Origin of the sequence: Pseudomonas peradeniyensis (assembly GCF_014268935.2) — a bacterium.
GTDB lineage: Bacteria > Pseudomonadota > Gammaproteobacteria > Pseudomonadales > Pseudomonadaceae > Aquipseudomonas > Aquipseudomonas peradeniyensis.
In genome coordinates, this window is record NZ_JABWRJ020000004.1 from 449,573 (window position 1) to 461,620 (window position 12,048).

The 12,048-nt window shown below is 65.3% G+C and carries 18 protein-coding genes and 1 tRNA gene; 11 read left to right on the forward strand and 8 right to left on the reverse strand.

What is annotated here, in order from left to right; translation table 11 throughout:
* Nucleotides 1–15 precede the first annotated feature (15 nt).
* The 3 genes from HU751_RS22210 to HU751_RS22220 form a co-directional block, all read right to left on the reverse strand.
* On the reverse strand, nt 16–930 hold the full coding sequence (locus HU751_RS22210) for a c-type cytochrome (RefSeq protein ID WP_186734285.1): 915 nt from the start codon (nt 928–930) through the stop codon (nt 16–18).
* Nucleotides 927–1,577 (reverse strand): c-type cytochrome, encoded by a 651-nt coding sequence (locus HU751_RS22215; RefSeq protein WP_186734284.1) that lies wholly within the window; start codon nt 1,575–1,577, stop codon nt 927–929. The genes HU751_RS22210 and HU751_RS22215 overlap by 4 nt, the downstream gene beginning before the upstream one ends.
* Before the next feature lie 145 nt (nt 1,578–1,722).
* Nucleotides 1,723–2,082, reverse strand: a complete 360-nt coding sequence (locus tag HU751_RS22220; protein WP_186734283.1) for a hypothetical protein — start codon at nt 2,080–2,082, stop codon at nt 1,723–1,725.
* Nucleotides 2,083–2,246: 164 nt separating this feature from the next.
* On the opposite strand from HU751_RS22220, the gene HU751_RS22225 reads away from it, so the two are divergent.
* From HU751_RS22225 to csrA, 8 genes are all read left to right on the forward strand, one after another.
* A complete protein-coding gene (locus tag HU751_RS22225; RefSeq protein WP_050706249.1) occupies nt 2,247–2,549 on the forward strand; it encodes a DUF1883 domain-containing protein in 303 nt (100 codons plus the stop codon).
* A 15-nt stretch (nt 2,550–2,564) separates the two neighbouring features.
* The gene (locus tag HU751_RS22230) at nt 2,565–2,735 is read left to right on the forward strand and encodes a hypothetical protein (protein ID WP_177330847.1); all 171 of its coding nucleotides are present in this window, start codon (nt 2,565–2,567) and stop codon (nt 2,733–2,735) included.
* Between the two features lie 34 nt (nt 2,736–2,769).
* Entirely contained in the window at nt 2,770–3,840 is a 1,071-nt protein-coding gene (locus HU751_RS22235; protein WP_186734282.1) for an NAD(P)H-dependent flavin oxidoreductase, read from the forward strand.
* 96 nt (nt 3,841–3,936) lie between these two features.
* Nucleotides 3,937–4,695 carry a molybdate ABC transporter substrate-binding protein gene (modA, locus tag HU751_RS22240; RefSeq protein ID WP_186734281.1) on the forward strand — a complete coding sequence of 253 codons (759 nt, stop codon included), beginning with the start codon at nt 3,937–3,939 and terminating at the stop codon, nt 4,693–4,695.
* On the forward strand, nt 4,695–5,375 hold the full coding sequence (gene modB / locus HU751_RS22245; RefSeq protein ID WP_046856204.1) for a molybdate ABC transporter permease subunit: 681 nt from the start codon (nt 4,695–4,697) through the stop codon (nt 5,373–5,375). The genes modA and modB overlap by 1 nt, the downstream gene beginning before the upstream one ends.
* A gap of 1 nt (nt 5,376) precedes the next feature.
* Nucleotides 5,377–6,468 carry a molybdenum ABC transporter ATP-binding protein gene (gene modC, locus HU751_RS22250; protein ID WP_186734280.1) on the forward strand — a complete coding sequence of 364 codons (1,092 nt, stop codon included), beginning with the start codon at nt 5,377–5,379 and terminating at the stop codon, nt 6,466–6,468.
* Nucleotides 6,469–6,611: 143 nt separating this feature from the next.
* Complete coding sequence (locus HU751_RS22255; RefSeq protein ID WP_186734279.1) at nt 6,612–6,767, forward strand: hypothetical protein; 156 nt, start codon at nt 6,612–6,614, stop codon at nt 6,765–6,767.
* A gap of 252 nt (nt 6,768–7,019) precedes the next feature.
* Complete coding sequence (gene csrA / locus HU751_RS22260) at nt 7,020–7,214, forward strand: carbon storage regulator CsrA (protein WP_186734278.1); 195 nt, start codon at nt 7,020–7,022, stop codon at nt 7,212–7,214.
* A gap of 76 nt (nt 7,215–7,290) precedes the next feature.
* Here the strand turns inward: csrA and HU751_RS22265 are convergent, their stop codons facing one another.
* The 4 genes from HU751_RS22265 to HU751_RS22280 form a co-directional block, all read right to left on the reverse strand.
* Nucleotides 7,291–7,650 carry a response regulator gene (locus HU751_RS22265; protein ID WP_186734277.1) on the reverse strand — a complete coding sequence of 120 codons (360 nt, stop codon included), beginning with the start codon at nt 7,648–7,650 and terminating at the stop codon, nt 7,291–7,293.
* Nucleotides 7,651–7,654: 4 nt separating this feature from the next.
* Complete coding sequence (locus HU751_RS22270) at nt 7,655–9,100, reverse strand: ATPase domain-containing protein (RefSeq protein WP_186734276.1); 1,446 nt, start codon at nt 9,098–9,100, stop codon at nt 7,655–7,657.
* Nucleotides 9,101–9,106: 6 nt separating this feature from the next.
* Complete coding sequence (locus tag HU751_RS22275; RefSeq protein WP_186734275.1) at nt 9,107–10,267, reverse strand: two-component system sensor histidine kinase NtrB; 1,161 nt, start codon at nt 10,265–10,267, stop codon at nt 9,107–9,109.
* Between the two features lie 80 nt (nt 10,268–10,347).
* Entirely contained in the window at nt 10,348–10,632 is a 285-nt protein-coding gene (locus HU751_RS22280) for a hypothetical protein (RefSeq protein ID WP_050706258.1), read from the reverse strand.
* A gap of 102 nt (nt 10,633–10,734) precedes the next feature.
* Here HU751_RS22280 and HU751_RS22285 point away from each other — a divergent pair, with 102 nt between their 5' ends.
* From HU751_RS22285 to HU751_RS22295, 3 genes are all read left to right on the forward strand, one after another.
* Entirely contained in the window at nt 10,735–10,947 is a 213-nt protein-coding gene (locus HU751_RS22285) for a hypothetical protein (protein WP_186734274.1), read from the forward strand.
* A 93-nt stretch (nt 10,948–11,040) separates the two neighbouring features.
* Nucleotides 11,041–11,125 (forward strand) — tRNA-Leu (locus tag HU751_RS22290).
* Between the two features lie 105 nt (nt 11,126–11,230).
* Nucleotides 11,231–11,644, forward strand: coding sequence for a DoxX family protein (locus tag HU751_RS22295; protein ID WP_028692439.1), 414 nt, complete (start codon nt 11,231–11,233; stop codon nt 11,642–11,644).
* A gap of 17 nt (nt 11,645–11,661) precedes the next feature.
* Here the strand turns inward: HU751_RS22295 and HU751_RS22300 are convergent, their stop codons facing one another.
* Nucleotides 11,662–11,850 (reverse strand): hypothetical protein, encoded by a 189-nt coding sequence (locus tag HU751_RS22300; RefSeq protein ID WP_050706261.1) that lies wholly within the window; start codon nt 11,848–11,850, stop codon nt 11,662–11,664.
* Nucleotides 11,851–12,048 lie beyond the last annotated feature (198 nt).

Here is a 12,048-nt window from a genome sequence, read left to right on the forward strand (position 1 = left end):
CGCGAGGGTTTCAGCTCAACCGCCGATCCCCTGCCCGATCAACACGCCATCAACTTTCTGCCCATACAGGTTGACCCCGTCGTTGGCATGGAACTTCAGCCGGGTCTTCTCGATCGAGCCTTCGACCAGCCGCGGATCCTGCGGCCGCTCATGGCGGTTGATCCACGCCGCCACGTCCCAGGCCTGCTGATCGCTCAGGCTGCGGGGCTTGCCCAGTGGCATGTTGTACTTGATGTACGACGCCGCAGTATTGATCCGGTGCATGCCGGCGCCCCAGTTATAGGAATCCTTGCCCCACAGCGGCGGCATCACGTATTCCCCGGCCACCTTCTGTCCTTCACCATTGCCGCCGTGGCAGATCGCGCATTGCTCTTCGTAAACCTGCTTGCCGCGCTTGAAGTCGTAGCCCCCCTCCGGCTTGGGCACTTCCGGGTAGCCGCGACCAGCGATCTCCACACCGGTCGGCGCCTGGGTCGACAGCCAGTAGGCGTAAACGCTCAAGGCGGTCATCTGCGGGCTGTCGGCCGCCGGCGGCTTGCCGTTCATGCTGAAGGTAAAGCAGCCCTGGATACGCTCGGCGAAGGTGTTGACCTTGTCGTTCTTCTTGCGATACGCCGGATACATCGGGTAGGCGCCCCACAGCGGCGCGGAATGCGCCAGGCGTCCCTGGTCAAGGTGGCAGTTGCTGCAGTTCAAGCCGTTGCCGACCGCGTCGGGCATCAGCCGGCGGGTATCGACGAACAGCGCGTGACCTTCACGGACCATCTTGCCGAAGGCGTTGTCCGGGATCGCGCTTTCCGCAGGCGGCACGAACTGCGGGGCGGCCTGCACACCCGGGACCTTGAGCTGGGACTGGTCTTCCATGGCGATGGGCGCGGCCTGGGCAGTGCCCATGGCCACCAGCAGCAGGGTTGGCATCAGGACTTTCATGGCTTGACCTCCTGGCTGGCCGGTTGGGCGAAGTAGTCAGCGACCGCCTTGACCTCGGCATCGGTCATCGCCTTGGCCACGTTGACCATCAACTGGTTGGGATCATTGCTGCGACTGCCATCGCGCCAGGCATTGAGTTGCGCCACCAGGTAACCGGCGGGTTGTCCGGCCAGCGGCGGGAAGTGCTCACCGACGCCACTGCCGCCCGGGCCGTGACACTGCACGCAACCGGGGATCAACCGGTTCCAGTCGCCATAGATGGCCAGGCGGGCCACCGGATCGTTGGCGATCTGCTGGCGACGCGTGTCCGCCGCGGCATCGGCCGGCAGCTTGGCCAGGTAGGCGCTGACCGCCTCGATCTCGGCATCGTCCAAGGCCTTGGCCAAGGGTTCCATCACCGCCTGCTTGCGGCTGCCGTTGCGAAAGTCATGCAATTGCTTGCTGAGATAGCCGGCAGGCAAGCCGGCAAGACGGGGAAAACCAGCGGCGGCAATACCCTTGCCATCCGGCCCATGGCAGCCCAGGCAGGCCATGGCGGCGGGGTTCTGCCCGCCCTGGTTGAAGATTTTCTGGCCATCGGCAGCGTGCGCCGAGGGCCAGGCCAAGATCAGCAGGCTGCCGATCACGACATGGCTCAGGGGTTTCATCACGGAGGCTCCATTTCCTTGTTATAAGCTTAGGCTTAAACGATATAAGCCCAGAAATACTAGGCCTATTCCCCGACGTGCGACAACGCGTCACCGGGAAGGAAAGTGGCAAACCGCCAGCTAATTGCCGATTAACTGAGCTGGATCAAGAACCGGAGATGCACTGGGTCGCCGAGGTGCGCACATCGCCCAGGCGCAGCGGGAAGTTGTTCAACCGCTCGTACACCTTGATCGCACTGCCGCTGCCACGCTTGTCGATATCAAGCAGCGCCGCCGGGCCGACGCCGGCCGACACCTTCTGCGGCACGGTCAGGCGCAAGCCATCACCGCGCACCTCTTCCTGCAAGGGATCACGCGTATCGGCCAGCTTGCGCTTCACGCAGTCGGCATACTCGCGCGGCGTCTTGCCGGAGATCACATCCAGCGTCGCGTGGGACTGCTCAAGTTCCGTCACGCTGACACAGCCACCCAATGCCAGCGATACCGCGGCTACCACCCATTTCATCTACATCATCTCCAACATCTGCAAAGTCATCCTCTGACCACATCCAGGCGGTTTTGCTCCCACGTCTGGCAGAAATCTCCTTGGCTTGGCCAGCCCGGGCGCAAGTGTAACCTCACATCGTGGTATCTTTCGCGTTTGCTGAAACAATCCTTGCGGAGCACCCCATGAAATTCGTACACCAGCGCGAGCACCTGAACGAGGACGACATCGTCGTCATCGAGTGCTCCCAGCGCTGCAACATCCGCCTGATGAACGACGCCAACTTCCGCAGTTTCAAGAATGGCGGGCGCCACACCTACCACGGCGGCCACTTCGAGCGCTTCCCGGCGAAGATCACCGTGCCCAGCACCGGTTTCTGGAACATCACCATCGACACCGTGACCACCCGCCCGATCTCGGTGACGCGCAAGCCGGCCCTCAGCCACAAGATCAAGATCATCCGTCGCTCGTCGTCGAAACTTGGATAACACTCGGATAGCCGCATGACCCAGACCATCAAGTACGTGATCAAGTACAAGCTCGACGGCGAACGCCGCTGGGACTTCGCCCAGATGCCCGACGCCTCCCTCGAGCAGGCGCAGCAGGCCCTACGCAAGATCCACGGCGACGACGCCGACAAGATCAGCGACATCCAGGTCAGCAAGGCCCTGTAACCACGCAGCACGCCCCGCACTCAAGGAGTCGCCCATGAGCCCCTGGCAAGACCGCCGCATCCTCGACCTGCTGGGTATCGAGCTGCCCATTCTCCAGGCCCCCATGGCCGGCGCCAGCGGTTCGGCCATGGCCATTGCCGTCGGCAACGCCGGCGGCCTGGGCGCCCTGCCCTGCGCCATGCTCAGCGCCGAACAGGTGCGCGGAGAGATCGAGGCCTTCCGTGCCGCCTGCCGGGGCCCGCTCAACCTGAACTTCTTCTGCCACCAGCCGCCGACGCCCGATCCCGAGCGCGACGCCCGCTGGAAGCAGGCGCTCAAGCCCTACTACGAGGAAGTCGGCGCGGATTTCGAGGCGACGACGCCAGTGTCCAACCGCGCCCCCTTTGACGAACTGAGCTGCCAGCTGGTGGAGGAACTGCGCCCGGAAGTGGTCAGTTTCCACTTCGGCCTGCCGGTGCCCGAGTTGCTGTGTCGAGTCAAGGCGACCGGGGCCAAGGTGCTGTCCAGCGCCACCACGGTGGAGGAAGCGCTGTGGCTGGAACAGAACGGCTGCGACGCGATCATCGCCATGGGCTACGAGGCCGGCGGCCATCGCGGCATGTTCCTCGGCAGCGACATCACCAGCCAGATCGGCACCTTCGCCCTGGTGCCCCAGGTGGTCGATGCCGTGAAGCTGCCGGTGATCGCGGCGGGCGGTGTCGGCGATCATCGCGGCCTGGTCGCCGCCCTGGCCCTGGGGGCTTCGGCGGTGCAGGTCGGCACCGCGTACTTGTTCTGCCCCGAGGCCAAGGTGTCTGCGGCACACCGCCGCGCCCTGGACAGCGCGTCCGCCAGCGATACCGCGCTGACCAACCTGTTCACCGGCCGCCCGGCCCGCGGCATCAACAACCGCCTGATGCGCGAACTGGGGCCGATGAGCGCCCTCGCCCCACGCTTCCCGCTGGCCGGCGGCGCGCTGATGCCACTGCGGGCGATCACCGATCCACAGGGCAACGCCGACTTCAGCAACCTGTGGTCTGGACAGGCGCTGCGCCTCGGGCGGCATATGCCAGCTGGCGACCTGACCCGCCTGATTGCCGGGCAGACAACAAAAGCTGACTCGTAGATCAGGAAATTTTCAGACCCCCTCTTCCCGACAGATGGCGTATCGCTATATAGTCCAAGCCATAACGATAACCCGCCGTCCCTAGGAGCCGTTTGCATGCGTATTCGCCTGTCCCACCTGGCCTTCAGCGCCCTTGCCACCCTGATCACCGTCAACGCCGCCCAGGCCGACGAGGTCCAGGTCGCCGTGGCGGCCAACTTCACAGCGCCCATCCAGGCCATCGCCAAGGACTTCGAGAAGGACACCGGCCACAAGCTGGTCGCCGCCTACGGCGCCACCGGCCAGTTCTACGCACAGATCAAGAACGGCGCGCCGTTCGAAGTGTTCCTCGCCGCCGACGACAGCACCCCGGCCAAGCTCGAGCAGGAGAAAGAGACCGTCGCGGGTTCGCGCTTCACCTACGCCATCGGCACCCTGGCGCTGTGGTCGGCCAAGCCGGGCTACGTCGACGCCAAGGGCGAGGTGCTGAAGAAGAACGAATACAAGCACCTGTCCATCGCCAACCCCAAGGCCGCGCCCTACGGCCTGGCCGCCACCCAGGTGCTGGACAAGCTGAAGCTGACCGAAGCCACCAAGGCGAAGATCGTCGAAGGCCAGAACATCACCCAGGCCTTCCAGTTCGTGTCTACCGGCAATGCCGAGCTGGGCTTCGTCGCCCTGTCGCAGATCTACAAGGACGGCAAGGTCAGCGAAGGCTCCGCCTGGATCGTGCCCGCCGAGCTGCATGACCCGATCCGCCAGGACGCGGTGATCCTCAACAAAGGCAAGGACAACCCGGCCGCCAAGGCCCTGGTCGACTACCTCAAGGGCCCGAAGGCCGCCGCGGTGATCAAGTCCTACGGCTATGAGCTCTGATGCCGCTTGACGCCAGTGACCTGGGCGCAATCTGGCTGACCATCAAGCTGGCCAGCCTGACCACCGCCATCCTCCTGGTGCTGGGCACGCCCATCGCCTGGTGGTTGGCGCGCACCCGCTCCTGGCTGCGCGGGCCGATCGGCGCGGTGGTGGCCCTGCCCCTGGTGCTGCCACCGACGGTGATCGGTTTCTACCTGCTGTTGGCCCTCGGCCCCCATGGCTGGATCGGCCAGGCCACCCAGGCCCTGGGCCTGGGCAGCGTGGTGTTCAGCTTCACCGGGCTGGTGATCGGCTCGGTGGTGTACTCCATGCCCTTCGTGGTACAGCCGTTGCAGAATGCCTTCGGCGCCATCGGCCAGCGCCCGCTGGAGGTGGCCGCCACCCTGCGCGCCAGCCCCTGGGATACCTTCATCCACGTGGTGCTGCCGCTGGCGCGCCCCGGCTTCATCACCGCCAGCATCCTCGGCTTCGCCCACACCGTGGGCGAGTTCGGCGTGGTGCTGATGATCGGCGGCAACATTCCCGACAAGACCCGCGTGGTCTCGGTGCAGATCTTCGATCACGTCGAGGCCATGGAATACAGCCAGGCGCACTGGCTGGCCGGGGCCATGCTGGTGTTCTCGTTCCTGGTGCTGCTGATGCTCTATGCCGGCCGCCGTGGCAAGGCTGGCTGGAGCTGACATGAGCGCATCGATACAGGCGCGCCTGAAACTGGCGCGTGACGACTTCACCCTGGACGTCGACCTCGACCTGCCCGGACGCGGCATCAGCGCCCTGTTCGGCCATTCCGGCTCGGGCAAGACCTCGTGCCTGCGCTGCCTGGCCGGCCTGGAGCGGGCCGCCAGCGCCTACATCGAGGTCAATGGCCAGGTCTGGGAAGACAGCGCGCGTGGGCATTTCATCCCGCCGCACCAGCGCCCGGTCGGCTATGTGTTCCAGGAGCCCAGCCTGTTCCCGCACCTGTCGGTGCGCGGCAATCTCGAGTTCGGCTGGCGCCGCATCGCCCCCGAGGCGCGCAAGATCAACCAGGAGCAGGCCTGTCAGCTGCTGGGCATCGGCCACCTGCTGGCGCGCAAGCCGGCGACCCTGTCCGGTGGCGAAGCGCAGCGGGTCGGTATCGCCCGTGCCCTGCTCAGCAGCCCACGGCTGCTGCTGATGGACGAACCGCTGGCTGCGCTCGACAGCGCGCGCAAGCGCGAGATCCTGCCGTATCTGGAGCGCCTGCACGACGAGCTGGATATCCCGCTGATCTACGTCAGCCATGCCCAGGACGAAGTGGCGCGCCTGGCCGACCACCTGGTCCTGCTCGAACAGGGCAAGGCCGTGGCCAGCGGGCCGATCGGCCAGACCCTGGCACGCCTCGACCTGCCCCTGGCACAGGGCGAGGATGCCGGCGTGGTGCTCGAAGGCGTGGTGGTGGGCCACGATCCGCATTACCAGCTGTTCGAGCTGCGCCTGCCCGGCGGTGACGGCCAGCGCTTGCGCATCGCCCACCCCGGGCTGCACATGGGCAGCACCCTGCGGCTCAAGGTGCAGGCCCGGGATGTCAGCCTGGCACTGACCGCAGACGGCGCCTCGAGCATCCTCAACCGCCTGCCGGTGCGGGTCCGCGAGTGCCGCCCAGCAGACAACCCGGCCCATGTACTGGTCAGCCTGGATGCCGCCGGCAACGCCCTGCTGGCGCGCATCACCCGCTATTCGGCAGACCAGCTCGCAGTGCAACCGGGCCAGATGCTGTGGGCGCAGATCAAGTCGGTGGCGCTGCTGGGTTGAGCAATGCCGCAACGGGCGCGGTCCATTGCAGCAACAGTGCCCTCCATGGACCGCACCCATGCCCGACTGCCCGCTGCCTGCCGCCCTGCACTACGTCGTTAACTGGGACAGCGTGGGAGCGGGCTTGCCCCGCGATGGGGTGTATGGCACCGGCTTCGCCGGTGATCGCGGGGCTAGCCCGCTCCCACGCTGGTGATGCTTACTACTGTGCTCCAGCCCATGCGCGCAAGGGCCTGGAAATCGAGGAAGTGTCACTGCTGCGCTTCCTCCAGGCCCTGCAGCGCCAGAACGATCATTGAGCCCCACTATTTAGTTCATCGAGCAGAGAAATTTCCCATATGGCGCCAAGCACCCTATCCTTGCCACCGAGCACCTTGGCCAGTGGAATGCGTAGCACCCCCACTGGCACCTGCAACTAAAGATCGATAACAGAATTTGTCTGTCGGGGAATTACTATCCGCCGAAAGCGTCTTTAATGAGAAGGAAGAGGGACAGGCTCCCACCGCAGACCATCAGGCTCGGCGGTTTTCTACATCACCAAGGAGAACTACATGCTGATACTCACACGCAAGGTTGGCGAAAGCATCGTCATCGACGACGACATCAAAGTCACCATTCTGGGCGTCAAGGGGATGCAGGTGAGGATCGGTATCGATGCGCCGAAGGATGTCCAGGTGCACCGTGAAGAGATCTACAAGCGGATCCAGGCCGGCAGCCCGGCACCGGAGAAGAGCCACGACGAGTAACCCCAAGCCAACCGCATCATGCCGCACGGATGCGCCTGATCGATTGCCCGCCCATGCGGGGAGCCTCTCCCGAACCTCAGGTGCCGAGCAGTTCGCGCACCGTGGTGATCATCCGGTCCATGTCGAAGGGTTTGTCGAACACCGCCGCGAACCTTCCGGGGCAGGCCCGACCCTGGCTGGCCTGGGCGCCGCTCATGAGAATCACCGGCAAATCCGCCAGCTGCAGCTCGTCACGAATCGCGTTCAGCAATTCCTCGCCATTGAGCACCGGCATCATGTAGTCGGTGATCACCAGGTCCACGCGCTTTTCTCTCAGGGCCTCCAGGGCCTTGCGCCCATTGCTGGCCTTTTCCACCAGGTAGCCCTCATCCTCCAGGGCAAAACCCAGGATATCGGCGATCAGGTACTCGTCGTCGACGATCAGGATGCTGTTCATCCCATCAGCGATCTCCTGGCGTCGTCGCCGAGCCGCTGAGCACGCCGCTGGCGCCATCGAACGCCCGCGCCAGGCTGATGCCCTTGGGCCCCAGGTTCAACGCCTGCAGGGCCGGATCGTGGTCGCTGTCGCGTACCTTGATGATCGACAGGGCACGGTGCAGTTGTGCATCGAGCTCGGCGAAGCGCATGAGGATCAGGTTGTCGACGATGCTCGACAGGTCCGGAGCCGGCGCAGTGATTTCCGAACCGAAGATATCGCGCATCTCCCAGGTCAGCAGCACCGTGACGCCGCGGGCGCGCAATTCGCCGGTCAGCGCGCGGAAGAACGCGTTCAGGCGGGCGGGCTCCAGCGCCAGGCGGCCAAAGGCGCCCAGGCTGTCGATCACCACGCGCCGCGCGCCCAATGCCTCGACCTGCGCCAGCAGACGGGCGCCGAGCTGGTCCAGCAGGCCTTCGGTGGTCGGCTGCCAGCTCAGTTGCACCGCCCCCTCGCGCTCCAATGCCGACAGATCGTAGCCCAGCGCGGCCGCCTTCAGGCGCAGCCGCGCCGGCGTCTCGTAGAAACCGAAATGCAGGCCCGGCGCGGCCTTCGTCGAGGCAGCGAGAAACGCGATGCCCAAGGCCGTCTTGCCCACGCCGGATGGCCCCATCAGCAGGCTCACCGAGGCTTCGGCCAGCCCGCCACCGAGCATGCCGTCCAGATCGGCGACCCCGGTGGCGACCCGCGCCAGGGTTTGCGCATCCTGCTGGCTGGGCCGGCTGTAGAGCGCTTCAAGGCGCGGATAGACCTGCAACCCCGACTCATCGATCTGGCATTCGTGGCGCCCGGACAGCGCGCTGCTGCCACGGGTCTTGCGCAGCTGGACATGCCGCACCGCAGTACTGCCGACCAGATGCTCACCCAGCTCGATCACGCCATCGACCATGGTGTGCTCGGGGCTGCCCTCCTCCAGCCGGGCACTGGTCAGCAGCAACACCGTGCAACCGGCGAACGCCGCATGCCCCTGCAGCTCGGAGACGAACTTCTTGGTGTCCAGGCTGGTTTCCGCCCGCGAGCGGGCGTTGAGCAGGCCATCGACGACCAGCAAGGTGGCCTGCTGCCGGGCGATCTCCTGGCGCAACAGCCTGACCACCGCGTCCAGGCCATCCTGCTCGAGCGTGTCGAAGGCGCTGACGAACTGGATGCTGTCGCCGACCAGCGCCGGGTCGAAAAAGCTCAGCGTCGACAGGTACTGGAACAGGCGCTCATGGGACTCGCTGAGCAAAGTCGCCACCAGCACCCGGCCTCCGTCGCGCACATGGTTGCAGGCCAGCTGGTTGGCGAGGATGGTCTTGCCCGAGCCCGGATGCCCCTGGACGATGTAGGAGGCACCGACCACCAGCCCGCCCTTGAGCAGCGCATCGAGCCCTTCGATGCCGGTGGCCAGCCGCTTGAGTTGCTCTACCATGGTCGTCTATCCGTCGCTCGCTGGGGTATCGGTGCCCGTTCGGGCGGGTAGGTACAGGCTCATGCAGGTGCCTTCGCCGGGGCGGCTGGAGACGCTGATCGCGCCCTCACTCTGGCGGGCGAAGCCATAGGCCTGGCTCAGCCCAAGGCCGGTGCCCTTGCCGAAAGCCTTGGTGGTGAAGAACGGCTCGAAGATGCGCGGCAACACCTGGGGGTCGATGCCCTGCCCGTCATCACGTACATCGAAACGCACGAAGTGCCCGTGCAGGCCCTCCACCTCGCCGGCCAGGCGAACGCTTTCGACCGCCAGGTGGATCTGCCCGGTCGCCGCGATGGCGTCGCGGGCGTTGAACACCAGGTTGAGCAGGACCATCTGCAACTGACCGGCGTCCACCTCGATCAATGGCAGGTCCGGCTGCACCTGCGGCAGCAGTTCGATGTCCCTGGGCAGCGCGTGCTCCGCCAGCCCGCGGGTGGTGTCGATCACCTGGGCCGGGGCGATGCGGGTGACGTTCAATTGCCGATGCCGGGCAAAACTGAGCAGTTGCTGGGTGAGTTGGGTACCGCGCTGGCCGGCGTCGAGAATATGCTCGAGCAGGCGCCGCACCCGTGCCGGATCGTGGCTGCCGCAGGCCAGCCGGGCGGAACTGAGGATGATCGTCAGCAGGTTGTTGAAGTCATGGGCCAGGCCACCGGTCAGTTGCCCCAGGGCCTCGAGCTTCTGCGCCTGGAACAGCTGCGCGCGCATGGCGTCCAGTTGCAGGGCGGATTCGCGGCGGTCGGTGATGTCACGGGTGACCTTGGCCAGGCCGATGACCTCGCCAGTTTCGTCACGAATGACATCCAGCGCCGCCAGCGCCCAGAACTGCGTGCCATCCTTGCGCACGCGCCAGCCCTCGTCCTGCACCTTGCCCTCTTCCAAGGCCTGGTGCAGCAGCTGTTGCGGACGGCCTTCGGCACGGTCCTGGTCAGTAAAGAACAACGAGAAATGCCGGCCGATCACCTCGTCGGCGCGATAGCCCTTGATCCGCTGCGCACCCGCGTTCCACGACACCACATGGCCGGTCGGATCGAGCATGTAGATGGCATAGTCCACCACTGCCTGGACCAACTGCTCGTAGCGCGCCTCGGGCATCACCGAATGGGTGGGGCGGTCTGTCGACACCATGCAAGCTCCACAAGCACCGCGAAAGGACATATTGAGCGTAGTCAAAAGTCCCGCCTACACCGTCCTTCAGGCGACGATCGTCAGTGCTCGCGCTCCACCACCGTCGGCACCAGCCGGCGTGGCATCGCCACCTTCAGCAACCACAGCCCCAGCAACAGGATTGACGCCCCGCCGCCCAATGCCAGCAAGCGCTGCGGTTCGGGGTGTTCCTGATCGAGCCCGAGCATCAGCAGGTAGCCGCCCAGGCTCATGAAACCGGCGTACAGGAATGCCGCCAGCAGGCAGACAAGCAGGAACAGCAGACGCCAGAACAGCTTCGGCCGTACACGCCGGACTGCCTCTGGGTCGGGGGAGCGCGATGACATGGCGACACGACCAGTTGGATCCAATGCCTGAACAGTGGCGTAATGGCGGCATCCTGTCAATTGACCTATAGTGGCCCCGCCCCGACCCTACAAGGAAGCGCCATGACTTCTAACCTTCGCATGCAAGGGTTGCAGGACGACCTGGTGCGCAGCGCCGGCGAACTCGAAGAACTGTGCCAGGCCCTGGATGGCCATGCCAGGTACCTGCGCCACTCGATCCACCAGGCCGATGCAAAGGCCATGGACGGGCATGTCGATGACCTGCGCCACTCGGCCTGCGAGATGCGCGACATCGCCCGCAGCATCGAACCCTGAACCCTGGGGCCGGTTGACGCTTCTATAACAATGGGTTATAAAGCGCGCCTGATTGCCTTGGCCCTGCTGCTATGTAGCATGCCGGTCAATCGTGCGAGTGTGGTGGAATTGGTATACACAGCAGACTTAAAATCTGTCGGCGTGAGCCTTGCGGGTTCGAGTCCCGCCACTCGCACCATCTTCTGTCGATCGAGGCGCCCTTGCGGCGCCTTTTTCATGCCCGCCGGAAAACCGCCGCGCAGCTGCTAGAGTGGAACCTGTCCCTGTCCACTGGAGCGCCGCCATGCGCTATAGCCTGCTCGACGGTCAACGCGACGTCATCCTGCTGCTCGCCCGCATCCTGCTGATGATCCTGTTCGTGCTCTCCGGCTGGAGCAAGCTGAGCGGTTTCGAAGGCACGGTCGGCTACATGACCTCCCTCGGCGCACCGGCGCCCATGCTGGCGGCGGCCGTTGCCGTGATCATGGAGCTGCTGGTCGGCATCCTGCTGATCCTGGGCTTCTACACCCGCCCGCTGGCCCTGCTGTTCGCCCTGTTCGTGCTGGGCACCGCGCTGCTCGGGCACCCGTTCTGGAACATGGTCGAGCCCGAGCGCAGCGCCAACATGACCCAGTTCCTGAAGAACCTCGCCATTGTCGGCGGCTTGCTGCTATTGGCCCTCACCGGCGCCGGGCGCTTCTCCCTCGACCGTCGCTGAGCGCGATGGCGGCGACATCAATCGTCGCAGTCGTCGTGCCAGGCCGGATGGTCGTCCTCATCGTCGAAGTCGTCGAGCGATTCTTCATCCTCCTCGACTTCATCCAGCGCCCCGTAGGCGTCCGCCTCGGGGTCGAAGTCTTCGTGGAATTCGGGGTCGAGCAGGTGGTCGTGCTCGGGTTCGGGCAGATCGTCTTCGTCGTGCATCGCAGGCTCCGGTAACAACGGCACGCCTGTATAGGCGCATCGGCGCGGGCGGTCAATCCTCGCGGCGCTTAACCCCGGCTTAACCGACAAGGCGCATGGTGCAGGCTCTCCCTTCAAAAACGCACTTTGCCCGCCGCCCTGGCGGGCTTTTTTTGCCCGGCCGTCCCGCGCACCACTGAACCGCCCGCCATTTCAGCG

Excerpts from the sequence above, each read along its gene's own strand:
- HU751_RS22235 (WP_186734282.1), top strand. The coding sequence starts at position 2,770 with ATGAGCCCCTGGCAAGACCGCCGCATCCTCGACCTGCTGGGTATCGAG.
- HU751_RS22265 (WP_186734277.1), bottom strand. The coding sequence starts at position 7,650 with ATGAACAGCATCCTGATCGTCGACGACGAGTACCTGATCGCCGATATC.
- HU751_RS22300 (WP_050706261.1), bottom strand. The coding sequence starts at position 11,850 with ATGCACGACGAAGACGATCTGCCCGAACCCGAGCACGACCACCTGCTC.
- modA (WP_186734281.1), top strand. The coding sequence starts at position 3,937 with ATGCGTATTCGCCTGTCCCACCTGGCCTTCAGCGCCCTTGCCACCCTG.
- HU751_RS22275 (WP_186734275.1), bottom strand. The coding sequence starts at position 10,267 with ATGGTGTCGACAGACCGCCCCACCCATTCGGTGATGCCCGAGGCGCGC.
- HU751_RS22255 (WP_186734279.1), top strand. The coding sequence starts at position 6,612 with ATGGCACCGGCTTCGCCGGTGATCGCGGGGCTAGCCCGCTCCCACGCT.
- HU751_RS22220 (WP_186734283.1), bottom strand. The coding sequence starts at position 2,082 with ATGAAATGGGTGGTAGCCGCGGTATCGCTGGCATTGGGTGGCTGTGTC.
- HU751_RS22230 (WP_177330847.1), top strand. The coding sequence starts at position 2,565 with ATGACCCAGACCATCAAGTACGTGATCAAGTACAAGCTCGACGGCGAA.
- HU751_RS22295 (WP_028692439.1), top strand. The coding sequence starts at position 11,231 with ATGCGCTATAGCCTGCTCGACGGTCAACGCGACGTCATCCTGCTGCTC.
- csrA (WP_186734278.1), top strand. The coding sequence starts at position 7,020 with ATGCTGATACTCACACGCAAGGTTGGCGAAAGCATCGTCATCGACGAC.
- HU751_RS22285 (WP_186734274.1), top strand. The coding sequence starts at position 10,735 with ATGACTTCTAACCTTCGCATGCAAGGGTTGCAGGACGACCTGGTGCGC.
- HU751_RS22215 (WP_186734284.1), bottom strand. The coding sequence starts at position 1,577 with ATGAAACCCCTGAGCCATGTCGTGATCGGCAGCCTGCTGATCTTGGCC.
- modC (WP_186734280.1), top strand. The coding sequence starts at position 5,377 with ATGAGCGCATCGATACAGGCGCGCCTGAAACTGGCGCGTGACGACTTC.
- HU751_RS22280 (WP_050706258.1), bottom strand. The coding sequence starts at position 10,632 with ATGTCATCGCGCTCCCCCGACCCAGAGGCAGTCCGGCGTGTACGGCCG.
- HU751_RS22270 (WP_186734276.1), bottom strand. The coding sequence starts at position 9,100 with ATGGTAGAGCAACTCAAGCGGCTGGCCACCGGCATCGAAGGGCTCGAT.
- modB (WP_046856204.1), top strand. The coding sequence starts at position 4,695 with ATGCCGCTTGACGCCAGTGACCTGGGCGCAATCTGGCTGACCATCAAG.
- HU751_RS22210 (WP_186734285.1), bottom strand. The coding sequence starts at position 930 with ATGAAAGTCCTGATGCCAACCCTGCTGCTGGTGGCCATGGGCACTGCC.
- HU751_RS22225 (WP_050706249.1), top strand. The coding sequence starts at position 2,247 with ATGAAATTCGTACACCAGCGCGAGCACCTGAACGAGGACGACATCGTC.